Origin of the sequence: Nocardia amamiensis NBRC 102102 (genome assembly GCF_001612745.1) — a bacterium.
Classification (GTDB): Bacteria; Actinomycetota; Actinomycetes; order Mycobacteriales; family Mycobacteriaceae; genus Nocardia; species Nocardia amamiensis.
This window is the reverse complement of sequence record NZ_BDBA01000108.1, coordinates 1-24,735: the sequence shown is the minus strand read 5'-3', so window position 1 is coordinate 24,735 and position 24,735 is coordinate 1. Positions and strand designations below refer to the sequence as shown.

The following is a 24,735-nucleotide window of genomic DNA, read 5'->3' as shown; positions in this document are numbered from 1 at the left end:
CGCGCGGCGCCTGGCGCGCGGGAGGGGTCCGCGACGGCGTGGCGGGCACGCTGGTACCGGGTGCTCCCGCGTCCTACGCGATCTGGGACGCCGAAGAACTCGTCGTCGCCGCTGCCGCCGACTCGGTCCAGCGCTGGTCCACCGACCCGCGGTCGCGTGTCCCGGGATTGCCTGCGCTGGAACCTGATTCACCGCTGCCGGCGTGCCTGCGCACCGTTCACCGGGGAGTGACGATCTATGCGGCATAACCGGCTCGGCGGCCGGCCGACGCCGGAATTCGCCGGTCGCCGGGTGGTCGAAGTGGCACAGGTTGGTGGAGTGGCTGTTGAGGTTGCTGCGACTCCTGTTCACCGGTCCACAGACGTTCGGCGACATGCTGACGGCCACTACGCAGCGGAGGTCGGTGGGACCGCGGACCGTGGCGGGCGCCATCAGAGCGCAGACATCCATCTTTGGTGTTCTACCGGAGTTCGGCCGAACGCTGGCCGATTCGGCATGCGTGAGGCCGGGTGGCGTACGTCTGCCGGGTGGCGTACGTCTGCCGGGTGGCGTACGTCTGCCGAGTGGCGTACGGAGGCCGAATGGCGGACGGTAGCGGGGTGATGGTGCGCGAGCGGGTAGCGGAATGGATGCGGTCGTTGTCGGCCGCGGTGCGCAGGCATCCGGTGCCGGCGCGCTCGGCGGCGGCGATCCTCGCCGGACTGCTGCTGTTCGGCAGCTTTCCGCCGCGGCCGTGGTGGTTTCTCGCGCCGGTGGGCATGGCCGTGCTCACGCTGGTGGTCCGAAGTGCTGGGCGCCTGCGCGCGGGCTTCGGTTACGGATTCCTGGCCGGCTTGGCGTTCTTCCTTCCGTTGCTGCCATGGACCGGCATCTACGTCGGGCCGGTGCCGTGGCTTGCGCTGTCCACCGCGTGCGCGGTCCACGTGGGCGTCTTCGGTCTGCTCGCCCGGCTCGTCGGCACGCTGCCCGGCTGGCCCCTGTGGGTGGCGCTGGCCTGGACCACCGCCGAGTTGGGTCGCTCCAGCTTTCCCTTCGGCGGATTTCCCTGGGGCCGCTTGGCATTCGGCCAAGCCGACGGCTGGTTCCTGTCGCTGGCCGCGGTCGGCGGCGCACCGCTGGTCGGGTTCGCGGTGGCCCTCACCGGCACCGGCGCCGCGGCACTGGTGTCTTTGCTGTGGTCGCGTCGTGCATCCAGAAGGGCCGACGCATCGATCTCCGACGCCGAGCCCGGAATCGCCGCGGCCCCGGCGGCCCGGCTCGGGTATGTCGCGGCGGTGCTCACCCTGGCCGTCATGCCTGTCGCCGGACTACTGCTCCGCTCCGCCCTGCCGGACCCGGACTCGGGCGACCGAACGGTCACCGTCGCCGCGATCCAAGGGAGCGTGCCGCGCCTCGGGCTGGATTTCAACGAACAACGGCGCGCCGTGCTGGACAACCACGTGCGGCGTACCGAGGAACTGGCCGCGGACGTCGCGGCGGGCCGCGCGCCGCGACCGGATGTGGTGATCTGGCCGGAGAACTCCTCGGACATCGATCCGCTGCGCAACGGCGACGCCGCCGCCTTGATCACCGCGGCCTCCGAGCGGATCGGCGCACCGATCCTGGTCGGCGCGGTGCTGGTCAATTCGGATCGGACGACCACCAACTCGGTGATGGTGTGGAACGGTGCGGCGGGCCCGGGGGAGCGGCACGACAAGAAGATCATCCAGCCCTTCGGCGAGTACCTGCCGATGCGCGGCTTCTTCCGGCTGTTCTCCGAATACGCCGATCGGGCAGGATATTTCGTGCCCGGTCACGGCGACGGCGTAGTACAGGCCGCAGGCATCGACATCGGCGTCGCCACCTGCTACGAGGTGGCCTTCGACAGGGCGTTCGAAGACGCGCTGCGCGCGGGCGCCGAGCTGCTCACCGTGCCCACCAACAACGCTACCTTCGGCGACAGCGAGATGACCTATCAGCAGCTGGCCATGTCCCGTATCCGTGCCGTCGAACACGGGAGGGCGCTGGTCGTCGCGGCAACCTCGGGTGTGAGCGCGATCATCGCCGCCGATGGCAGCGTGCGGCAGGAAACGGCGCTGTTCGTGCCCGCCGCCTTGGTCGCGGAGCTTCCGCTGCGCGACGACAACACGCTGGCCACGCGAATTGGCCCGGCCCCGGAGCGAATTTTCGCTATCCTGACCGCTGCCGCCGTACTTGCCGCGATCTTCCGGCGGCGATCCACCCGCGAGGACGACTCGACCGACAACGCCGATGTGACCGCTCGACCGGTAGTCCAACCAAACCAGAAATAACGAACACTCGGTATGTTCTTGCCCCCAACTTCGCTCGGAGTAATGGGGCAGTGTTGCGTTGCGCGGCGTTAGCTCGATAACTCCACTGAGCGTCGGAGTAGCATTGGACGGTCTGGTCAGGTGGTGTTTCCTTTTGGCTCAACCTCGTCGAGTTGCAATGTTTGCGGAAATGTAACCAACCAAAGTGGCCTTCTGCCAAGGGCGTTGGATGTGAAACAAATCCAAAACGCTGGCAATCCGGCTGATGTGATGCTCCGAATCATAGGGCGTGGATCACGTCCCGGCTGGCGCGCGTGCGCTTGCTGTGATGGTGCTCGGGGAGTTGCGTCAATAGCGGCAGAACGGAGTGATTGATGAGTTCATTGGCCACGGATCGCGTCGACCAATGTTCATCCGGCGAATTTTCGGCACAACCGTTTGCTCTGTCACCCGCACAGACGGCTCTCTGGTATGCACAGCGCATCCGCCCCGACGTACCGCTGACGATCTCGCAGTATGTCGAGATCCACGGTGATCTGGACGAGGGGCGGCTGCTGTACTCGATCGAGCGGTTCGGCGCCGAGACCCAGGTCGGCCAGGTTCGCCTGGCAGAGATCGACGGCACTCCGTACCAGCTCGTCGATCCGGTACACCGGCCCGGCTGGGCCCGCATCGACCTGCGCTCGGAGCCCGATCCGCACGCGGCCGCGCTGCGCTGGATGCATGAGCACACGAATGCGCCGATCGATCTGGAGCGCGACCCGCTGACCTCCAACGCGGTGCTGCGGATCGGGGAGTCCGACTACATCTGGTATTCCTACGCCCACCACATCGCCATCGACGGCTACGGCGCGATGAACGCGCTCACCCGTACGGCGGAGATCTACACGGCATTGGAGAACCAGACCGAGCCGATTGCCTCGCGTGCGAACGCGCTGGCCGAGATCTACGCCGACGAGGCGCGCTACCACAGTTCCAGCCGATTCCACAACGATCGCGAGTACTGGCTCGAGCAGCTGTCCGGGGCCGGCGAGCCGGTGACCCTGGGTGGCGCCCGGCTCACGGGCACCGCGCACGACGCGGGCCGCAGACTCGCCACCGCCGTGCTCGACGACGAGCGTCACGCCGCGCTCGAAGCGGCCACCGCCTCGAACGACACGACCGACTCAGCGATGTTCGTCGCGGCGCTGGCCGCCTATGTGCGATCGGTGACCGGAAACCGCGATGTGGTCTTGAGCCTGCCCGTCTCGGCACGCACCACCGTGTCGCTGCGCCGCTCGGCGGGCGTGGTGTCCAACGTCGTGCCGATCCGGTTGCGGATGGACGATTCCATCACGGTCGCCGACCTGGTGAAAGCCGCCGAACTGCAGATCACCGGCGCCCTGCGCCATCAGCGCTACCGCCACGAGGACATCCGGCGCGACAGCGGCTACTCCCGCGACGCGCGCGGATTCTTCGGACCGATGGTCAACCTCATGCTGTTTCACAACGAGCTGCGCTTCGGCGACCTGGTCGGCTCGATCTACGTGCTGGCCACCGGGCCGGTCGAGGATCTGTCGGTCAACGTCTATAACGGAGCAGGCGATCGCCTCCGTGTCGACTTCGAAGCCAATCCCCGGCTCTACAGTGACGCCGAGGTCGGCGTGCATCACGCGCGCTATCTGGACTTTCTCGGCCGGTTCCTGGCGGCGGATCCGCAGACGCCCGCCGGGTCGCTCGTCGCGATCACCGACATCGAGCGGGAACAGGTCCTGCGGGGGTGGAACGCCACCGAGACGGCCCGGCAGGACGGCACCCTCGCGAGCCTGTTCGCCGAGCGTGCCGCGGCCGACCCGGACACGATCGCGCTCGAGTTCGGCGACGAGGCGCTGACCTACGCCGAACTGGACGCGCGCGCCAACCGCCTGGCCCGGCTGCTCATCGCCCGCGGCGCCGGTCCGGACACCACGGTCGCGTTGTGCCTGCGCCGCAGCGCCGATCTGGTCATCGGCATGTACGCGATCGTCAAGGCGGGCGCGGCCTACCTGCCGCTGGACCCGGAGCATCCCGCCGAGCGGATCGGGCAGATCCTTCGGCACGCGGAACCACTGTGCGTGCTCACCGCGGCGCGCGACGATCTCGGCCTGCCGAAGGTCGCACCGAGGGTGGACATCGACACCGTGCGGGTATCCGGTTTCGACGACGCACCGATCACCGACGCCGACCGCCGCGGTGAGCTGCGCCCCGACCACCTCGCGTACGTGATCTTCACCTCCGGCTCGACCGGAAAACCCAAGGGCGTCGGCGTCACGCATGCCGCGATCGTCAACCGCCTGCGCTGGATGCAGCACGAGTACCCGCTCGACCGCACCGACGCCGTCCTACAGAAGACACCCGCGACCTTCGATGTCTCGGTGTGGGAGTTCTTCTGGCCCTTGCAGATCGGCGCACGCCTGGTCGTCGCCGCACCCGACGGTCACCGTGACCCGGCCTACCTCGCCCGCGTTATCGCGGAAAAGGGCATCACCACAGCGCATTTCGTGCCGTCGATGCTGTCGGTGTTCGTCACCGAGGCCGACCTGAGCGGCTGCACCGGCCTGCGCCGGGTGTTCTGCAGCGGCGAGGCCTTACCCGCCGCCGCCGTCCGGGAGTTCTACGCGGCACTACCCACCTGCGAGCTGCACAACCTGTACGGTCCCACCGAAGCCGCCGTGGATGTCACCTACTGGCCTTGCGCACCCGACGCGAGCGGCGTGCCGATCGGCTCGCCGGTGTGGAACACCCAGACCTACGTATTGGATTCGCGGCTGCAACCGGTCCCGCCCGGCGCGGTCGGCGAACTGTACCTCGCCGGTGTTCAATTGGCCCGCGGCTACCTGCGGCAACCGCGGCTGACCGCGGACCGGTTCGTGGCCAGCCCGTTCACGCCCGGCGCGCGGATGTATCGCACCGGCGACCTGGCGCGCTGGCAGGTCGGCCGCGCCGGCGACGAGCCCGGCGTGCTGGAATACCTGGGGCGCAGCGACTTCCAGGTCAAGATTCGCGGTTTGCGCATCGAACTCGGGGAGATCGAGGCGGCGCTGCTGGACGACCCGGGAGTGGCCCGGGCGGTCTGCGTGGCACATAGCGGGCGTACCGGCGACGAGCTGGTCGCCTACGTCGTCGCGGCCAAGAACGCGGACAGCGATGTCCGCTTGGACACCGCCGCGCTGCTGACCGGCTTGCGGCGCACGCTGCCGGGGTACATGGTGCCTTCGGCGCTGATGCAGCTCGACGAGCTGCCGCTGAACGCCAACGGCAAGATCGATCGCAAAGCGTTGCCTGCGCCTGCACTCGGCACCCGTCCGATCCGGCCGGTGGCCGAGCCGCGCACCGAGGTGGAGCGGGTGCTGGCCGGCATCTTCGCGGAGGTCTTGGAGACCGAGATCGGCGTCGAGGACAGCTTTTTCGAGATGGGCGGCAACTCGCTCATCGCCGCGCGTGCGGTGGCGAGGATCAACGCTGCGCTCGGCACCGCGCTGACCATTCGCGATCTGTTCGAGGCCGCGACCATCGCGGCGCTCACCCAGCGTTTCGCCATGGAGACCTCCGACGCGTCGTCGCCGCGGTTGACGCCCGCCGAGCGGCCGGACCGCATCCCGCTGTCCCAGGCACAGCAGCGTTTGTGGATTCTCAACCGGTTCTCCGAGCACGCCGCCGCGTACAACATGCCGCTGGCCGTCGAGATCGACGGTCCGCTGGACGTGGCGGCGCTGCGCGCGGGTCTGGTCGATGTCATCGAGCGGCACGAGAGCCTGCGCACCACCTTTCCGGAGTCACCAGAGGGGCCCTACCAGCTGATTCATCCGGCCGACGCGATTCCGCTGATGCTCGACCCGATCGAGGCCATCGGTGCCGATGTGGCCGCGCTGGCCACCGAATACGCCGGTTACGGTTTCGATCTGCGCAGCCAGGCGCCGATCCGGGTCGCGCTGTACCGCACCGGAGCGCAGCAGCACGTGTTCCTCGTGGTGCTGCATCACATCTGCGGCGACGGCTGGTCCATCGCGCCACTGGCCCGGGACTTGATGACCGCGGTGTCCGCGCGTGCCAACGGCGTCGCGCCGCAGTGGACGGATCTGCCGGTGCAGTACGCCGACTTTGCGCTCTGGCAGCGTGAACTGCTCGGCGAGGAGTCCGATCCGGCCAGTGCGCTCAGTCGTCAGCTGACGCATTGGCGCTCGGCGCTGGCCGGGTTGCCCGACCAGCTCGACCTACCGCTGGACCGGCCGCGCCCGCTGCGGAGATCCACCGTCGGCGGCCGGGTCGAGTTCACCATTCCGGCCGAGATCCGCCGCGCCGCAGTGGAATTGGCGGCCAGTCGCGGCGTGAGCATGTTCATGGTGCTGCACGCGGCCCTGGCCACGTTGCTGTCGAGGCTGTGCGCGAGCGGGGACATCGCGATCGGCACGCCCATCGCGGGCCGTTCGGACCCGGCGCTGGACGATCTGGTCGGCATGTTCGTCAACACGCTGGTGCTGCGCACCGAGGTCGACCCGGCCGCGGGCTTCGACCGGATGCTCGACGCGGTGCGCGAGACCGACCTCAACGCCTTCGCCAACGCCGACGTGCCGTTCGAGCGGCTGGTCGAGGTGGTCAACCCGGAGCGCTCGCCGTCCCGTCATCCGCTGTTCCAGGTGATGCTGTCCTACGATCACGCGCCGGATCTGCGCATCGCCCTGCCCGGTGTGCGCGCGAAGGTGCTGCCGATCGCCACGGACGTCGCGAAGTTCGACCTGCAACTTGTCGTGCACGACGACACCGGCGACGGGCCGCTTTCAGCCGAATTCGGCTATGCCACCGACGTTTTCGATCAGAACACGGTGCGGTCGTTCGCCCGCCGGTTCGTCGCGGTGCTGAGCGGGGGTGTGGCCGCGCCCGAGCTTCCGGTGGGCGACGTGCCGATCCTGGACCGCAAGGAAACCGAGAACCTGGTGCCCCTCGGGGGCGCGCCGGCCGAGTCGCCGATCACCCTGGCCACGTTGCTCACCGGCACCGCCATGCGGCTGCCGGACGCGGTGGCGGTGCGCTACCTGGGCGCCGACACCACCTACCGGGAACTCGACGAGCGGTCGAACACCCTGGCACGCGCACTCATCGAACACGGTGCCGGTCCCGAGATGGTCGTCGCGATCGCACTGCCCCGCGGCCTGGACGCGATCACCGCGGTGTGGGCCGTCGCCAAGACCGGTGCGGCCTATGTGCCGATCGACCCGAGCTACCCCGGTGAACGGATCGCGCACATGATCGGTGACTCCGGTGTCATGGTCGGCCTGACCGACGCCGCGAGCCTGGCCGCCATGCCCGCCGGGTCGCAGGCGCAGGGCAGGCACCGTAGGTCCCAGGTCGACTGGCTGGTGCTCGGCTCCGACGAGCTGGCGGCCGAACTCGCCTGCTATCCGGCGGATCCGATCACCGACGCCGAACGGCACCACCCGATGCGGGTGAGCCAACCGGCCTACCTCATCTACACCTCCGGTTCCACCGGCACACCCAAAGCGGTCGTCGTCACGCACGGGGGTATCGCCTCGCTCGCCGCCGAGCAGACCTACCTGTTCGGCCTCTCGGATTCGGCGCGCACGCTGCACTTCTCCTCGCCCAGCTTCGATGCGTCGGTGCTGGAGATGCTGCTCGGCTTCGCCGCGGGCGCCACCATGGTGATCGCGCCCCCTGGCATGTATGGCGGCGCCGAACTGGCCGGGCTGCTGCGCGAGGAGCGGGTGACGCACGCGTTCGTGACGCCCGCTGCGCTGGCCACCGTGCCGGACGAGGGACTCGGCGACCTCCAGGTGGTCATCGTCGGCGGTGACGCCTGCTCCGAGGAACTGGTCGAGACCTGGACCGCCGGGCGTCGCATGCACAACATGTACGGCCCGTCCGAGGCCACCGTCGCCGCGACCGCGTCCGGGCCGATGGTGCCGGGCCGCCCGGTGCCGCTCGGCATGCCGGTGCGCGGCATGCGGCTGTTCGTGCTGGACAACCGTCTGCACCCGGTGCCGCCGGGCACGCCGGGCGAACTGTACGTGTCCGGCCCCGGCGTGGCCCGCGGCTACCTCGGCCGCTTCGGTCTGACCGCGCAACGGTTCGTGGCCAACCCGCACGGCAGGCGCGGCGAGCGGATGTACCGGACCGGTGATCTGGTGGTCCTGGAGCGGTCGGGGCAGCTGCGCTTCCTCGGACGCGCCGACGACCAGATCAAGATCCGTGGTTTCCGCATCGAACTGCGCGAGGTCGACCACGCGCTGCGACTGCATCCCGGCGTCCGCTTCGCGCTGACCGTGGTGCACACCGACGAGCACGGCCAGGTGCGGCTCGCCTCCTACGTGACGGCCGACCGGCCGGTCGAGCCGAGGGCGGTTCTGGACACCGCGCGCCAGCTGTTGCCCGGCTACATGGTGCCCGCGTCGATCGCCGTGCTGGACAAGGTTCCGGTCACCCCGGCGGGCAAGCTGGACCGGAAGGCGTTGCCGGAGCCGGTGTTCGTGGCTTCCGGCACCTCCCGTGCGCCGAGCACCGAGCTGGAGTTGCAGGTCGCGGGCGTGTTCGGTGATATCCTCGGCCGCCCGGTCACCGGCGCCGAGGACAGCTTCTTCGATCTCGGCGGCAACTCGCTGCTGGCCACCAGGCTGGCCGCCGCGATCCACGCGAAGTTCGCCGTGGAGCTGCCGGTGCGGTCGATCTTCGAGATGCCCACCGTCGCCGGGGTCGCCGAGCAGCTGGCCGCGGCGCCCCGGACGCGGCGGCCGGCGCTGGCGGTGCAGACGCCGCGTCCGGGACGTATCCCATTGTCGCTGCCGCAGCAGCGGTTGTGGTTCCTCAACAGATATGCGCCCGAATCGAGCGCGTACAACATCGCTTTCGTGATCCGCATCGCCGGTGAGCTGGATGTGCCTGCCTTGCGGACCGCGATCGCCGACCTGGTGCGGCGGCACGAAGTGCTGCGAACCGTCTTCCCGGAGGACGCCGAAGGCGCGCAGCAGGTGGTGCTGCCGGTCGAGCGGGCGGTGCCGGACGTGGTGGCGACCGACATCGACGATTCGGGAGCAAGGGCCGCGCTGGAAGCCTTGGCGCACACCGGTTTCGACCTCACCAGGCAGACGCCGGTGCGGCTGTCGCTGCTGCGCACCTCGCCCGAGCGCTATCTGCTCGGCATCGTGCTGCACCACATCGCCGCCGACGGTTGGTCGCTCGGTCCGCTGACCAAGGATCTGGCGGCTGCGTATGCGGCACGGCACGAAGGCGATTCGCCGTCCTGGGCTCCGCTTCCGGTGCAGTACGCCGACTTCGGGCTTTGGCAGCGCGCCTGCCTCGGCGCGGAGGACGACCCGGCCAGTGTGGCGAGCACCCAATTGGAGTACTGGCGCACCGCGCTGGCGGACATTCCCGGCCAACTGCCGCTGCCCTACGACCGGCCACGGCCCATGGAGCCGACCCAGCGGGCCGGCACCGTGCGATTCACGGTGCCGGAGCCGGTGCAGCGCAGGCTTTCCGAGATCGCCCGCGATCAGGGCGTGAGCAAGTTCATGGTGCTGCGTTCGGCCTTCGCGGTGCTGCTGCGTTGCGTCACCGGCGGCCGCGACATCGTGATCGGCACCCCGGTGGCTGGCCGGACCGACACCAAGCTCGACGAGCTGGTCGGCATGTTCGTGAACACGCTGGTGCTGCGCTCGGACGTGGACCCCGACCGTGGCTTCGCCGACTTGCTGCGCGCCGACCGCGACACCGAGCTGGCCGCGATGGCGCACGCCGACATCCCGTTCGAGCGCATCGTCGAGGAACTCGGCCGTGAGTCCCGCTCGTCGGGCAGGCACCCCTTGTTCCAGGTGGCGCTGAGCGTGCAGGACGGTCCCGTGCCGACGCTGGAGCTGCCCGGCCTCGCGCTGCGCGCGGAGCCCCTGGACATCGCGCTGGCGAAATTCGACCTGGAGCTGCGCGTGGCGAACATCGGCTTCGACACCGTAGCCCACCTCGGTGATTCGGGCAGCTTCGAATTCGTCTATGCCGCTGAGCTTTTCGACGAGGCGACGATCGAGACGCTGGCCGACCGGTTCCTGCGGGTGCTCAGCGCCGTCACCGCCGACCCGCACGTGCCGGTGCGCGACGTCGACGCGCGCACCGAACACGAGCGCCGCACGCTCGCCCCGGCGAAGGGCGGGCCGGTTGCCCCGCCGTGCACGCTGGGCGACTTCTTCACCGCCGCCGCGCGCAGGTATCCGGACCACCCGGCCCTGCGCTCGGGTGCAACGTCGCTGACATACGCCGAGGTAGAGCAGCGCTCGAACCGTTTGGCGCGCGCACTGATCGCGCGCGGCCTCGGGACCGAAGACCGCGTCGCGCTCGGCCTCACCCGATCGATCGACTCGGTTGTCGCGATGCTCGCCGTGGCCAAGTCCGGCGCCGCGTTCGTACCGGTCGACCCGAAGTATCCGGCCGATCGCGTTCGGCACATGCTCAGCGACTCGGGGTGCTCGATCGGCATCACGGCCGACGAGCACGCCGAACGTCTGCGCGGCAGCTCCCCTGCGGTCCTGGACACCGAGTGGCTGCTGCTGGACGACGCCGAATTCGTCGACGAATTGGGTGGATACGAGGGAGCGCCGATCGGTGACACGGAGCGCGTGCGCGCCACCCATGTGTCCGACCTCGCCTACGTGATCTACACCTCCGGATCGACCGGAGTCCCCAAGGGAGTCGCGGTCACCCACGCCGGCCTGTCCAACTTCGCCGACGAGGTCCGCGACCGCACCGGCGTCGATGAGCACTCGCACACGCTGCACTTCTCCACACCGAGCTTCGACGCGGCGGTGTTCGACCTGGTGCTGGCGGTGGGCGCTGGTGCAGCCATGGTGATCTGCCCGCCGGACATCTACGGCGGCGACGAGCTGGCCGCACTGCTGGAACGCGAGCGGGTCACCCACACCTTCATGACCACCGCCGCCCTGGCCACCATCGATCACGGGCGCTGGTCGCTGCCGCATCTGCGTGCACTGATGATCGGTGGCGAGGCGTTGCCGCCGGAGCTGGTGACCAGGTGGGCGCCCGACCGCGACTTGTACAACGTGTACGGGCCCACCGAGACCACGATTGTCGTGAGCGGGACCAGCCCGATGCGGATCGGCGAGCCGATCACCATCGGCACCCTGGTGCGAGGCGCCACGGCGTTGGTGCTCGACGAGCGGTTGCGTCCGGTGCCGGTCGGTGTGCCGGGCGAGCTGTACCTCGGCGGCCTGGGCGTGGCACGCGGATACTTCGACCGATTCGGGCTCACCGCCGCGCGTTTCGTGGCCGACCCGTACGGCCCCGCCGGCGCCAGGATGTACCGAACCGGTGACGTCGTGCGCTGGAACGCGGCCGGCGAGCTGGTCTACCTGGGCCGCAGCGATCACCAGGTGAAGATGCGCGGGTTCCGTATCGAACTCGGCGAGATCACCGTCGCACTCTTCGACCACCCGGCGGTCCGGTTCGCGCACACCGAAGTACGCCGCATCGCCGGTGCCGACCGGATCGTGGCGTACATCCAGCCCACCGACCGGAAAGCCGGCGTCGACGTCGGGGCGGTGCGTGCCGCTCTCGCGCGGCGTCTGCCCGCGCACATGGTGCCCGCGAGCATCACCGTGCTGGACACCATCCCGCTGACGCCGGTCGGCAAGCTGGACACCAAGGCGCTGCCGGAACCGCGGCTCGTCGCCGATACCGCGAGCCGCGAGCCGCGGACCGACACCGAGCGTCTGGTCGCGCAGGTCATGGGCGAGCTGGTCGGTGTGCCGAGCGTGGGCGCCGAGGACAGCTTCTTCGACATCGGCGGAAACTCGCTGCTGGCAACGCAACTCGTGGCCCGGCTAGCCGCCGCGACGAACGTGCGGCTCGCCGTGCGCACGGTGTTCGCGACGCCGACGGTCGCGGCTCTCGCCGAACTGCTGGACGCGGGCGCGCACTCCGCGGAGGGACGTCCGCCGCTGGTGCGCCGGAGCCGTCCGGAGCGGATCCCGCTATCGGCCGCACAGCGGCGGCTGTGGTTCCTCAACCGATTCAACGCCGTCGGCGCCTCGGGCGCGGATCGGTCGGCGGGCGCGTACAACATCCCGCTCGTGCTGCGCATGACCGGCCGGCTGAACGTCGACGCGCTCGCCTCCGCGCTGCACGCGGTGCAGGCCAGGCACGAAACGTTGCGGACGGTGTTCCCGGAGGTCGGCGGTTCACCCGTCCAGGTGGTCCTCGACCCGGACGAGGCGGCGATCTCGCTGGACCGCGCGACGGTGCCGCCCGACCAGATAGAGGCCGCCGTACGCCGTTTCGCCGCACCGGGATTCGACCTCGCCACCACGGTCCCGATCCGGGCGGCGCTGCTCTCGGTGTCGACCGGCGTCGCCGCCGTATCCGAAGAGCACGTCCTGGTGCTGGTCGTGCACCACATCGCGATGGACGGCTGGTCGCTCGAGCCGATGGCCGCCGACGTCGCCGTCGCCTACCGCGCGGCCTGCGCGGGCGTCGCGCCGGACTGGGCCGAGCCCGATGTCCACTACGCCGATTACACCTTGTGGCAGCAGGACCTGCTCGGCACCGAGGACGACCCGGACTCGCTGGTCAGCAGGCAGCTCGACTACTGGCGGCGCACGCTGGACGGCATCCCCGAGTTGCTGACCGTGCCGGCCGACCGCCCGCGCCCGCCCACGCCGTCCTATCGGGGTGGCATCGTGGAGTGCACGGTGGACCCGGTCACCCACCGCGAATTGCAGGCGATCGCAGGCAGTAACAATGTCAGCCTGTTCATGGTGCTGCACGCCGCGCTCGCGGTCCTGCTGCACCGGATGACCGCCACCGACGACATCGCGATCGGCTCGCCGATCGCGGGCCGCGGTCACCCCGCGCTGGACCGGATGGTCGGCATGTTCGTCAACACGCTCGTGTTGCGCACGCGGATCGATCCGAGCGCCCGGTTCACCGATCTGCTGCACACCGTGCGCGAGACCGACCTGGACGCGTTCGCCCACGGCGAGCTGCCGTTCGAGCGTCTCGTGGAGGTGCTCAACCCGGCCAGATCCCAAGCGCACCACCCGATGTTCCAGGTGATGCTGTCGGTCCGCAACGAGCCGGTCGGCGGGGTCGACCTGCCGCGGCTGCGGATCGAGGCGGCCGACTTGGACACCGGAGTCGCCAAGTTCGACCTCCAATTCACGCTGACCGAAACGCAGACCGAGCACCGCGATCCGGCCGGTATCACCGTCGCGGTGAACTACGCGACGGATCTGTTCGACGTGTCCACCGCACAGCGCCTCGGCAAACGACTGACCCGGCTGCTCGCGGCCATCGCCGCCAACCCGACCACCGCCGTCGGCGATCTGGAACTGCTCGATCCCGCCGAATGGTCGGGACTGGCTCCGGTGCGCGGTGCGAAGCCGGACCGGCCGGTCACCTTCCCCGAGGTGTTCGAGCAGGCGGCCGACGTCGACCGCGCCGCGGTCGCGCTGGTCTCCGACGGCACCGAGGTGACCTACGGTGCGCTGGACCGCTGGACCAACCGGCTGGCGCGAGTCCTCATCCGTCGCGGCGTAGGCCCGGAAACGCTGGTGGCGCTGGGTATTCCGCGGTCGATCGAGTCGGTGGCGACGGTGCTCGCGGTGGCCAAGGCCGGGGCGGCGTTCGTGCCGGTCGACCCGCTGTACCCGCGCCGGCGCATCGCGCACATGCTGTCGGATTCCGGTGCGGCGCTCGGCATCACGCTGTCGGGCTATCGCGACGAGCTGCCGGAGGGCGCGGAGTGGATCGTGCTGGACGACCCGCAGTTCCGCGGGCTCGTGCTCGATGCGCCCGACGCGCCGATCACCGACGCCGACCGCCCCGCGCCGCTGCGGATCGACAACCCGGCGTACGTGGTCTACACCTCGGGTTCGACCGGCACACCGAAGGGCGTCGTGGTCACGCACGGCGGGTTGTCCAACTTCGCCGCCGAGACCGCGCAGCGGTTCGATGTCGAGCCGGGGTGCCGCGTGCTGCACTTCGCCACACCGAGCTTCGACGCCGCGATGCTCGATCTGCTGCTGGCCCTCGGCGGCGCCGCGACCCTGGTGATCACGCCCCCGGGCGTGGTCGGCGGCGACGACCTGCGGCGGGTGCTCATCCAGGAGCGGATCACGCACGCATTCATCACCACCTCGGCGCTCGGCACGGTCGATCCCACCGGGGTCACCGAGTTCCAGCACGTGCTGGTCGGCGGCGAAGCGTTGCCGCCGGACCTGGTGTCCAGGTGGGCGCCCGGCCGCAACCTGTACAACGTGTACGGGCCGACCGAGACCACCATCGTCACGGTGATCTCGCAGCCGATGGAGCCCGGCGGGCCGATCACCATCGGCGGGCCGATCCGCGGCGTCAACGCGACCATCCTCGACGCGCGCCTGCATCCCGCTCCGGTCGGCGTCACCGGTGAATTGCACCTCGCGGGAGACGCGCTGGCGCGCGGCTACCTGAACCGGCCTGGCCTGACCGCGCAGCGGTTCGTCGCCAATCCGTTCGGGAAGCCGGGGGAACGGATGTACCGGACCGGTGACCTGGTGCGGTGGTGGACCGGATCGAGGAACAACGGGCCTGCCGCGGATTCGGCGCAGGAGATCGAGTACGTCGGCCGCACCGATCACCAGGTGAAGATCCGCGGCTTCCGTATCGAGCTCGGCGAGATCGACGCCGCGCTCGCGCGCCACGGCGCGGTGGCATTCTCCACCACCATCGGGCACCGCACCCCGGCGGGCGCGACGGCACTGGTGTCGTATGTGAAGCCGCGGGACGGCGTCACGCTCACCGCGTCCGAGCTGACCGAGCATGTGGCCGGGCAGGTGCCGAACTACATGGTCCCGCAGTCGATCATGCTGCTCGACGAGGTTCCGCTGAGCCCGGTGGGCAAACTGGATCGCGCCAAGCTTCCCGAGCCGGTCTTCACCGCGACCAAGGGCTACCGTGCACCGTCCACCCCGACGGAGACGGCGCTGTGCGCGGCCTTCGCCGAGGCGCTCGGCACGGGGTCGGTCGGCGCGGACGACGGGTTCTTCGAACTCGGGGGCAACTCGCTGCTGGCCACGAAAGTGGTTGCCCACCTTCGGGAAAGGGGCATCGACCTGCCGGTGCAGCTGATGTTCGGTGATGCGACCCCCGCAGCCATCGCCGCACGTATCGACCGCGCAGGCGCGACCTCGGGTGCGGCGGTCGCCTCGGTGCTGGAGCCGGTGCTGCCGATCCGGCCGCGCACGGCGCCGGACCAGGCGCCACTGTTCTGCGTCCACCCGGCGATCGGGTTGGCCTGGTGCTACTCCGGGCTGCTCGCGCATCTGACGCCGGACCGCCCGGTGTACGGGTTGCAGGCTCCGCACGTCGCGGGGGAGGAAGGCTACGGGTCGATCGCCGAGGCCGCGAGCCACTACGTGGACGCGATCAAGACGATCCAGCCCGAGGGGCCCTACCACCTGCTCGGCTGGTCGCTGGGCGGCCTGATCGCGCACGAGATGGCGGTGCAGTTGCAGGAGGCCGGTGACGAGGTCGCGTTGCTGTCGATGATGGACAGCTACCTGCTGTCGGAGGAGTTGCTCGAGCACGCGACCCCGAGTGTCGCCGAGATCGTCGGCGAGCTCGGGAGCGATGAGCTCGGCGCCGAGATCGATCCGGAGATGAGCCTGCGCGACGCGGCCGAACTACTGCGTGCCCGGTCCGGACCGTTCGCGGCGCTGACCGTCGAGCATCTGGAGCGGCTCTACACCGGCTACCACGACGGTGCGGTGCAGGCGAGCGGCTTCGAGCCCGGCGTCTTCGACGGCGACGTGGTGTTCTTCACCGCGGGCGACGACGAGATCAACCGGTCCCACCCGGACCGGCGGGCCGGTGCATGGCAGCCGTACGTCACCGGGGCCATCCACGATCACGAGTTGCGCTGCGAGCACTCTGCGATGACCACGCCGGAGGCGCTGTCGGTGATCGGACCGGTGTTGCGGACCTGGCTGGACGCGACGAAGCCGAGCGCAGGCGAGGTGACGTCGTGAGTTTCGCGGTGGAAGTCACCGGCCTGGTGAAGAACTATGGCCGGGTCCGGGTACTGGACGAGGTCGACCTGCAGATCCCGGCCGGCACGGTGATGGGCCTGCTCGGACCGAACGGCGCGGGCAAGACGACGACCGTGCGGATCGTCACCACCCTGCTGAAGCCGTGCGCCGGATCGGTGCGGGTGGCGGGTATCGACGTGCTGCACGATCCCGCCGCGGCACGCAAACGGATCGGTTTGTCCGGCCAGTACGCCGCCGTCGACGCCAACCTCTCCGGCTACGAGAACTTGCGCATGGTCGCGCGGCTGTACGGGATGTCGCCGCGGCAGGCGTCCGCTCGGGCGGAAGAGTTGCTCAGCGCGCTCGGGCTCGACTACGCCGCACACCGCAGGGCGGGCACCTACTCCGGAGGCATGGCCCGTCGCCTCGACCTCGCCGGCGCGCTGGTCGCCCGGCCCGCCGTAGTAGTGCTGGACGAGCCGACCACCGGTCTGGACCCGCGCGGCAGGCTGGACGTGTGGAGCGTCATCGGCGATCTGGTCGACGACGGCACCACGGTGCTGCTCACGACGCAATATCTGGAAGAGGCCGATCTGCTGGCCGACCGCATCACCGTCATCGACCACGGGCGGGTGATCGCACGCGGCTCGGCGGACGAGCTGAAGACCTCCATCGGCGGCGACCGGCTCACCGTGACGCTGGCCGCGGGCCAGGAGGCCGAGCCCGCCCTCGCGGTGCTGGCGCAGATCGGCGTCGGCGAACCCGGTCACGAAGCCGGAACCGACGAGGTGTCGGTGGTGGTCGGCGACGGCTCGCGCACCATGGTGGAAGCGCTGCGCCGACTCGACGACGCGGGCGTCTGCGTGGTCGACGCGAACGTGCACCGGCCGAGCCTGGACGACGTCTTCCTTTCCATCACCGGCAAACCGGTCGGCTCGCTCGTCGCGGATCCGGAAACCGACGACGTACAAGAGGAGATCATGTCGTGAGTACCGCAGTGGTCGGGGAGGCATCCCCCAAGGCGGAGCCGGAGACGGAAAAGGCAGGGCGGCACCGGGATTCGGGTCCACGGCTGCGGTTGTTCCGGGACAGCGCGATCGTCGCGCACCGTAACCTGCTGACCATCCTGCGCGTGCCGACGCTGCTGGTGACCGCCACGATCCAGCCGCTGATGTTCGTGTTCCTGTTCGCCTACATCTTCGGCGCCTCGCTCGGCGGCGGCCAGTACCGGGAATTCCTGCTCGCCGGCATCTTCACCCAGACGGTTGCGTTCAACGCCGCGTTCACCACCGTCGGTCTGGCCGGGGACCTGCAGAAGGGCATCATCGACCGGATGCGGGCGCTGCCGATGTCGCGGCTGGCCGTGCTCATGGGCCGTACGCTCTCGGACCTCGTGGTCAACATCCTCAGCCTCGCCGTGATGGTCGGATGCGGATACGTCGTCGGTTGGCGCATCCACGGCGGTGTCGCCGAGGCCGTGCTGGCGTTCGCGGTGATCTTGTTGTTCGCGTTCGCGATGTCCTGGGTCGGCGCGCTGACCGGCCTGCTGTCGCCGACCGTCGAGGTGGCTCAGAGCGCCGGGCTGATCTGGCTTTTCCCGTTGACGTTCATCTCTTCGGCGTTCATCTCCGCCGAGACCCTCCCCGGTCCGCTGCGGACGATCGCGGAATGGAATCCGATCACCGCGGTGTCGGCGGCGGGGCGCAAGTTGTTCGACAACGGGGCTCCGCCCACCTTCGTCCCACCCACCGGTTGGGCGGCCGATCACTGCGTCGAGTACGCGGTGGCGTGCTCGGTGGCGATCCTCGTGGTGGCCGTGCCGCTGGCGCTGCTGCGCTACCGCAAGGTGGCGAGCCGCTGACCGCGACACCGCGACCCGACAGCGAACGGCCGCCGCATCGAACGATGCGGCGGCCGTGTCGTCTCGATGGACTTCTCAGGCGCGGCGGCGTGTCTTGAGCAGTTCGAGGCGCTCCTTGAGCAATTCCTCCAACTCCTCCTTGCTGCGCCGTTCCAGCAGCATGTCCCAATGGGTGCGCGGCGGCTTGACCTTCTTGGTCTCCTGGCTGGTGCCCTCGATCAGCACGCCTTCCTGACCGTTGCGGCACAGCCAGGTCGGCGGGATCTCGGCGTCGTCGGCGAACGGTACGTCGAATTCCTCGCCGTTGTCGGTCCGGTACCGGGCGATCCGACGCGGAGCCAGGTCGTGGTCGCGATCGGTCTCGTAGCTCACCGCTCCGAGCCGACTGCCTCGGAGTACGCGATCTGCCATGGTGTGCCTCTCCCTGTGTGCTCGAGTCTTCGTGCGCTGCGACCTTGTCCGCACGAGCGGGGACGCTCGCTGGACCTACTGTGCAACGATCGGGCCTGCGCCGATAGTTCCCGACGCGGCCGCGGTGAACCGTTCCATTGTAGTGCCACCGGCGTGCTGAGCCCGCCATGCCCGGCGCGGGCCGGTTCCGGGGGTCGCTGAGCGGATCGCCTGTCGCGAGCTATTAGTGTTCTGCTTCATGTCGCGCAGCCGCTTGCTGTCCTGTTTGTGGTGCGGACGGGAAATCGTTGAGTCGGAAGCCGGACGTCGCCGCCGGTACTGCCGTCAGTCCTGTCGCCAACGCGCCTACGAACATCGCAACAGCGTGAAGGGAACCGGGATTCCCGACGATTCGGTGGTGCTCAGCGCCCAGGAGGCCGCAGACCTGGCCGACCGCTGGTTCGCCGCCCGCTGCGCCGCCGAGGACGTCGCCACGGCTATCGCCGAGGGGGCGACGGCCGAGGAGCTGGCGGCGCTCGGCAAGACCGTCGTCGAGCTCACCCGCAACGCGGAACGCCTGCGCTGACCGATTCCGCGGCCGGTGGCCCGGCGCGGTGACGCCGATATACCGCGCCGAGCGCAGCCACGACCGTCGCCGCGAGTCCGGCGGCCGCGGCCGCTGTGACGCCGTCCGGGTGGACCAGTGGCTGAGCGCGCATCGCCTGCCAGAAGACGAGGGCGAGCAGGCCGGAGTAACCCGCCGCCAGCACACCGACGACGGCCGCGCGGGCGCGTTCGGAGCGCAGCCAGCGGTAGCGCGAAGCCAGCCAGGCCAGCGTGAACGAGACGGCCAACAGCACCTGGATGCCGTGCAGGCCGACGAAGTGCGGTATGCGCAGATCGCCGCCGACGGTGCTCCAGTGCGTGATCGGCATGCCCGCGAGGCCGTCCCGGGCATGCTCGGCGCGGGCGGGGTCGTCCAGCACCGTATGCCCGGCTATCAGTTCGACCACCCGGCCATCGGCGTCGCGTACGAGCTGCTTGCCGGTGTATCCCATGACGTACCCCAGTGCCATACCGGCCACGGCGAGGCCGAGCCCGGCGTGGATGGCGCGTGCCGTCGGACGGTCCGCGACGCGCTGCCAGGACAAGATCAGCACGATCAGCAGATTCGCGAAGAACAACCCCGGCACGCCGGACATGAAGATGGTCTGCCCGATCCGGTTCACCGGGTCGGGGTCGGCGTTGTTGAAGTGACTGAATGTGCCTCGGGCGGCCTGCACGGCGATGAAACCGACATCGAGAAGGCCGGTCACCGCGAACGCTGTTCCCAGCCACCAGGTGGCACGGCTTCCCTTGTGCGGCAACGACAGCAGCCACGCCAGCGTGAGGCTGTAGAGGGCAAAAGCGACGCCGAACTTGAACGGCTTGAGCCATACCGACTCGCCGAGCAGGATGCGGTCGTCGGCGAGCATGCCGCCGAGGGAGACCACCGCGAGCGCTGCCATGACGGCCGCGTTGACCAAGAGCGGCCGGTGCAGTCGGGATACGGCGGCGCGCGGCGGGTCCGGCGTGCGGCTGCGGAGTGACTCGGTCGTCGGCTTCGGCGCTGCCGCGGTGGCGAAATGTATCGGGGCCATGGATCGAACGTAGGAATCGTCGATCCCTGCGGGCGTCCCGCCAGAGCGCTATTCGTGTCTCGTACTCCGGTATCGAGGGTTGCGGTTTCAGCTACGCCAGAGGTGCCCTGTGCCGAGCGAAGACGCCGCCGGGCCGCGAACGCGGCGTTGCGTTCGCGGCCCGGCGGGCGATGGCTGGGGTCGCCGAATCGGTTCGCGAGCCCCTCATGTCTCGCGAAGGGGTCCGGTCAGCGCTGCGTGACGTCGATGCCGCGCGCGGCCAGCCAGGGGGCCGGATCGATCTTTACGCCGTTGGGCAGGTGAACCTCGTAGTGCAGGTGCGGGCCGGTGGATTGGCCGCGGTTGCCGACGGTCGCGATGGTGTCCCCGGCGCGGACCGGCTGGCCGACCGAAGCGAGGATCTCGTTGACGTGGCCGTAGACGCCCACGGTTCCGTCGTCCTGTTGCACCCGCACCCAGAGGCCGAAGCCGGAGGCGGGACCGGCCTCGATCACGACGCCGTCGGTGACCGAGGAGATCGGTGCGCCGAGCGGGTCGCCGAAGTCCAAGCCCGCGTGCATCGCGCCCCAGCGCGTGCCGAAGGAGGAGGTGAGCACCCCGGCGACGGGCCGGACCGTCTTCGGGCGAACGAATTCCTGCGCGGCGTGGTTCGCGTCCCACGGCGCAGGGGCCGGAACGGACTGCGGCGCGGGTGCTTCGTTCAGGGTGAAGGAAGCCAAGCGAGGCTGGCCCTGGGCCGGAGCGATCTCGCCCGAGGCGATCTTTCCTGCGACCAGGCGGGCGGAAGCGTCGGTGTCCTGGTCCTGTTGCGCTGCGGCGAGGACGCAGACCGAAGCGGTGACGATCGCGGAGACGGCGGCCATGCGGGTGGCGGCGCGGTTGCGGCGGAACCGGGTCACGCCGCGACGGATTGATAACGGGAAGGTCACGGGCATGAGACGAACGTAAGCGAGCCGAACCCGCCACTGGCAATCCTGTGGCAACTGTCACGGCCGGATAAACGCCCAGTTCATTGATTACGGAGAGATAACAGCGCGCCACCATTTGCGGATCGACCTGGGGAAATGCCGCAATGTCGGGAGTTGACCAGCAAAACGCTAGGCGATCACACTATGTGAGTGGCGACTAATGGAGTTCGCGCGCTTACCGCGTTGGCGGACCCGACCCGTCGCGCGATTTTCGAGGCGTTGCCGCAGGCGCGTTCGGTCGGTGAACTCGCGCAGGAGGTCGGCGTCAGCAGCTCGGCGGTATCGCAGCATCTGCGCGTGCTGCGTGAGGCCCGGCTGGTCATGGTGCGGCCGGAAGGCAATCGCCGACTGTATTCCCTGGACCCGCGGGGCCTCGCCGATGCGCGCGACTACCTCGAGCAGTTCTGGCCGAGCGCGATCGCCGCATACTCGGCGGCACTGCACACCGCGGCGACGGAGACCGCCTGACCGCCGCCGCGAGCTTTGTCAGCGGCTCCAGACGCCGGTCCGGTGCGGTCATCCTACGCGGCGGTAGGCAGCCCCTCGGCGGTCGGCGCCCACGCCGGGCGAGGTGCGTTTGCTCAGCTGGTTGTCGACGGCGTTGATCACCTCGGTGACGCCGATGCGCAGCAAGCCCGGGTCGGGGGTGTCGGCGTCCGGGTCACCGACTTGGCCTGCCCACAGCACGGCGTGCCTGCCCAGCAGGTGCGCCGGAGGGCCGCCCCACCGGGGCGGCGTGGGGCCGAAGAGCAGGACCGTGCGGGTGCCGAACGCGGTGGCAAGGTGCGCGACGCCGGTGTCGCCGCAGATCACGAGCGCGGCCTCGGCGATGGTGGCGGACAGTTCGATGAGGTTCTGTTCCCCGGCGAGCACCCGGCCGACGGGCAGCCCCGCCCGCGCGGCAATGCTCGATGCGAGTTCGCGTTCGTACTCGTCGCCGGTGATCACCACGTCCCGGCCGAGCACAAGCAGGTGCCGGACGACCGCGGCGAACCGGTCGGGCGGCCAGCGGCGGGCCGGGGCGCCCGCGCCGACGTGCACGACCACGCAGTCGCGGTGACTGGTCGTCGCGACCGGTGGAACCAGTCCGAGGTTGCGGCGATCCGCCCCGATGCCGTCGTATTCGAGCAGATGGCACCAGCGGTCGACGTCGTGCATGTCGGTCTGCCAGTCGGGGCCGGACAGCTCGGGGAACGCGGCGTTGCGATAGGTGAGGATGCGTCCGGGCTGCGTTTTGGCCAGCGTGACGATACTTTCGGCGCTCGGGCCGTGCAGGTTGATCGCCAGCTCGGGTGGCGGCGCGTCCCAGCGCAGGCTGCCCGGTTCGGCGGTCGGCACCAGGACATCGACCGAGGTGATGAGGTCGACGATCGGCTTGAGCCGCTGCGGTGCGGCGAGGACGATCCGGTCGTGCGGCTTGGCCCGGCGCAGCGCACGTAAAGCCGGGACCGCGGTGAGTAGGTCACCCAGCCCACATGCCCGCAGCACGAGCAGAACCGCCACCCTCGTCTCCTAGCCCCGAGCCTCACCGAACCCCGACCCACCCGCTCCACCCCAGGGGCGTACACGAAGAGTCACTCAGTGATGACTACCCGACCGCCCGGGCGATAAAACGTGCACTGCGAGCGTGGCCGCTTCGTTATCCCGTCTCGCCGACCGCCGAATCTTGTGGCAAATGTTCAGTAAACCGAATGGCGTGCGCTATAGCATCACGGCATGACGACAAACAGCGTGCTAGAGGGTCCTCTGCAGTCTGTTGCCCGCCGTGCGTGGCAAACCGTCTTGGTCGCTGGCATCCTCGCGGTGATCCTCGGTGTCCTGATCCTGGTCTGGCCGGACATCACGCTGCTGGCCGCAGGCATCATCTTCGGCGTGTACCTGGTGGTCACCGGCTTTCTGCAGCTGCTGGCGGCGTTCGGCGCGCCGGCGAGTGCCGGTGTGCGGGTGCTGTCCTTCATCGTCGGCCTGTTGTGCATCGTGATCGGCGTCTTCTGTTTCCGCGACGAGCTGGCATCGATCTTCTTGCTCGGGTTGTGGATCGGTATCGGCTGGCTGTTTCGCGGGATCGCGTTGCTGATGGCCGGGATCTCCGAGCCCGCGCTGCCAGGACGCTGGTGGCAGGTGTTCTTCGGCATCGTGACGGCTGCCGCCGGTGTCGTGCTGATCATCTGGCCGGTGCGATCGGTGGCCACGCTGGCCATCCTGGCGGGGGTGTGGCTGATCGTGCTCGGCGTCATGGAGATCATCGTGGCGTTCGGGATCCGCAAGGACGCCAAAGCCCTGCGCACCGCGGCCGCCTGACACCGATCTCGCGGGCCGGGAGCTGTGGGTCACCCGGGCCCGCACAGGCATGCCTGTCGACCAGCGCGGTCAGGTCCCGCTGGAACTCGAAACCGGGGTTACCTGCCCAGGGCGGCAGTATCTCCGTCGGATAGCCGGCCCCCGGGCCGGCTTCACCAGCGACTGGCGGACGGGTCCGAGCGGAGGTCGCCGTCCGGATCTCGAGGCCGGGCCGCATTGGGCGTGCTGTGCGCGGCGAGGATCCGATTGCGTTTGCGGGGCGCGATGTTGGCGCGGGTGACGTCGCCGTCGTAGTGGGCCAGGACCCGAGGGTCCATGACACGACGCCACAGCGGTGGCACGGCGGCGAGGACGATCATGGTGGCATACCCGGCGGGAAGTTGCGGCGCCTCCTGTGAACTGCGCAGCGTCTGGTAGCGCCGCCCGGGGTTGGCGTGGTGGTCGCTGTGTCGCTGCAAGTGGAACAAGACGACGTTGGTGAGCAGGCGGTCGGAGTTCCAGCTGTCGGCCGGTGCGCACCGTGCCCAGCGGCCGTTCGGCAGGCGCCGCCGCAGCAGCCCGTAGTGCTCGACATAGTTCACCGTCTCCAGCAGCGCGGCACCGATCACCGCCTGGACCAGCAGGTATGGCAGGATGGCCCAGCCGAAGACGGCGAGCAGGACGCCGAAGAGCACCAGCGTCATCGCCCACGCCTGCAGGATGTTGTTCTGGCTGCTCCACCAGCGCGATCCCTTGCGCCGCAGGCGCTGTTGTTCCAGTTGCAGTGCCGAGCGGAATCCGCCGACGACGGTGCGGGGGAGGAATGCCCACAGTGACTCGCCGAACCGCGCGCTGGCCGGGTCCTCGGGTGTGGCGACCCGGGTGTGGTGGCCCCGGTTGTGCTCGACGTAGAAGTGGCCGTAAGCGGATGGCGCGAGTGCGATTTTCGCCAGCCAGCGTTCGAGACGTTCGACCCGGTGGCCGAGTTCGTGCGCGGCGTTGATGCCGATCCCCGACATGAAGCCCATGGTGACCGCCAAACCCACCTTGTCGAAGACGGTCAGTTCCGCGCCGGCCCACAGGTAGGCCGCGATCATCAAAGCGATGAATTGGACGGGCAGGAACAGATACGTGCACCACCGGTAGTACCGGTCGTTGGAGAGCGACTCGTAGTCTTCCTCGCGCGGATTGGTGCCGTCCTCACCGATCATCCAGTCCAGCACCGGGATCACGATCAGAATGATGATCGGCTCGATCCACCAGAACACCGCGGCACCGGTGTGCAAC

12 protein-coding genes and 1 pseudogene are annotated in these 24,735 nt (G+C 69.4%); 8 read left to right on the top strand and 5 right to left on the bottom strand.

Annotation, left to right across the window (positions count from 1 at the left end):
* The 5 genes and pseudogenes from NA4_RS20245 to NA4_RS20225 all read left to right on the top strand — a co-directional run.
* A pseudogene (locus NA4_RS20245) lies at positions 1 to 248 on the top strand (amidohydrolase); the annotation flags it as partial.
* A gap of 381 nt (positions 249 to 629) precedes the next feature.
* Positions 630 to 2,291 (top strand): apolipoprotein N-acyltransferase, encoded by a 1,662-nt coding sequence (gene lnt / locus NA4_RS20240; protein ID WP_084497272.1) that lies wholly within the window; start codon positions 630 to 632, stop codon positions 2,289 to 2,291.
* A gap of 353 nt (positions 2,292 to 2,644) precedes the next feature.
* Entirely contained in the window at positions 2,645 to 16,309 is a 13,665-nt protein-coding gene (locus NA4_RS20235) for a non-ribosomal peptide synthetase (RefSeq protein ID WP_084497270.1), read from the top strand.
* Positions 16,306 to 17,298: an ATP-binding cassette domain-containing protein gene (locus NA4_RS20230; RefSeq protein WP_067472009.1), complete on the top strand. Its 993-nt coding sequence runs from the start codon at positions 16,306 to 16,308 to the stop codon at positions 17,296 to 17,298. The genes NA4_RS20235 and NA4_RS20230 overlap by 4 nt, the downstream gene beginning before the upstream one ends.
* Before the next feature lie 89 nt (positions 17,299 to 17,387).
* Positions 17,388 to 18,170, top strand: a complete 783-nt coding sequence (locus NA4_RS20225) for an ABC transporter permease (protein WP_067472026.1) — start codon at positions 17,388 to 17,390, stop codon at positions 18,168 to 18,170.
* A 75-nt stretch (positions 18,171 to 18,245) separates the two neighbouring features.
* Here NA4_RS20225 and NA4_RS20220 read toward each other — a convergent pair whose 3' ends face one another.
* On the bottom strand, positions 18,246 to 18,581 hold the full coding sequence (locus NA4_RS20220) for an RNA polymerase-binding protein RbpA (protein ID WP_040779429.1): 336 nt from the start codon (positions 18,579 to 18,581) through the stop codon (positions 18,246 to 18,248).
* Between the two features lie 238 nt (positions 18,582 to 18,819).
* Here NA4_RS20220 and NA4_RS20215 point away from each other — a divergent pair, with 238 nt between their 5' ends.
* Positions 18,820 to 19,146, top strand: a complete 327-nt coding sequence (locus NA4_RS20215) for a hypothetical protein (protein WP_084497269.1) — start codon at positions 18,820 to 18,822, stop codon at positions 19,144 to 19,146.
* Here the strand turns inward: NA4_RS20215 and NA4_RS20210 are convergent.
* Both NA4_RS20210 and NA4_RS20205 read right to left on the bottom strand, forming a co-directional pair.
* On the bottom strand, positions 19,118 to 20,200 hold the full coding sequence (locus NA4_RS20210) for a hypothetical protein (RefSeq protein ID WP_067472007.1): 1,083 nt from the start codon (positions 20,198 to 20,200) through the stop codon (positions 19,118 to 19,120). The genes NA4_RS20215 and NA4_RS20210 overlap by 29 nt on opposite strands.
* A 227-nt stretch (positions 20,201 to 20,427) precedes the next feature.
* Positions 20,428 to 21,135, bottom strand: a complete 708-nt coding sequence (locus tag NA4_RS20205) for a M23 family metallopeptidase (protein ID WP_084497268.1) — start codon at positions 21,133 to 21,135, stop codon at positions 20,428 to 20,430.
* Positions 21,136 to 21,318: 183 nt separating this feature from the next.
* Between NA4_RS20205 and NA4_RS20200 the strand changes: the two genes are divergently transcribed.
* A complete protein-coding gene (locus NA4_RS20200; protein ID WP_084497267.1) occupies positions 21,319 to 21,636 on the top strand; it encodes an ArsR/SmtB family transcription factor in 318 nt (105 codons plus the stop codon).
* 48 nt (positions 21,637 to 21,684) lie between these two features.
* Here the strand turns inward: NA4_RS20200 and NA4_RS20195 are convergent, their stop codons facing one another.
* Positions 21,685 to 22,671 (bottom strand): glycosyltransferase family 9 protein, encoded by a 987-nt coding sequence (locus NA4_RS20195; protein ID WP_067472001.1) that lies wholly within the window; start codon positions 22,669 to 22,671, stop codon positions 21,685 to 21,687.
* A gap of 213 nt (positions 22,672 to 22,884) precedes the next feature.
* Between NA4_RS20195 and NA4_RS20190 the strand changes: the two genes are divergently transcribed.
* Positions 22,885 to 23,469, top strand: coding sequence for an HdeD family acid-resistance protein (locus tag NA4_RS20190; RefSeq protein WP_067471998.1), 585 nt, complete (start codon positions 22,885 to 22,887; stop codon positions 23,467 to 23,469).
* Positions 23,470 to 23,621: 152 nt separating this feature from the next.
* Here NA4_RS20190 and NA4_RS20185 read toward each other — a convergent pair whose 3' ends face one another.
* Positions 23,622 to 24,734 carry an alkane 1-monooxygenase gene (locus tag NA4_RS20185; RefSeq protein ID WP_157129163.1) on the bottom strand — a complete coding sequence of 371 codons (1,113 nt, stop codon included), beginning with the start codon at positions 24,732 to 24,734 and terminating at the stop codon, positions 23,622 to 23,624.
* Between the last annotated feature and the right edge of the window lies 1 nt (position 24,735).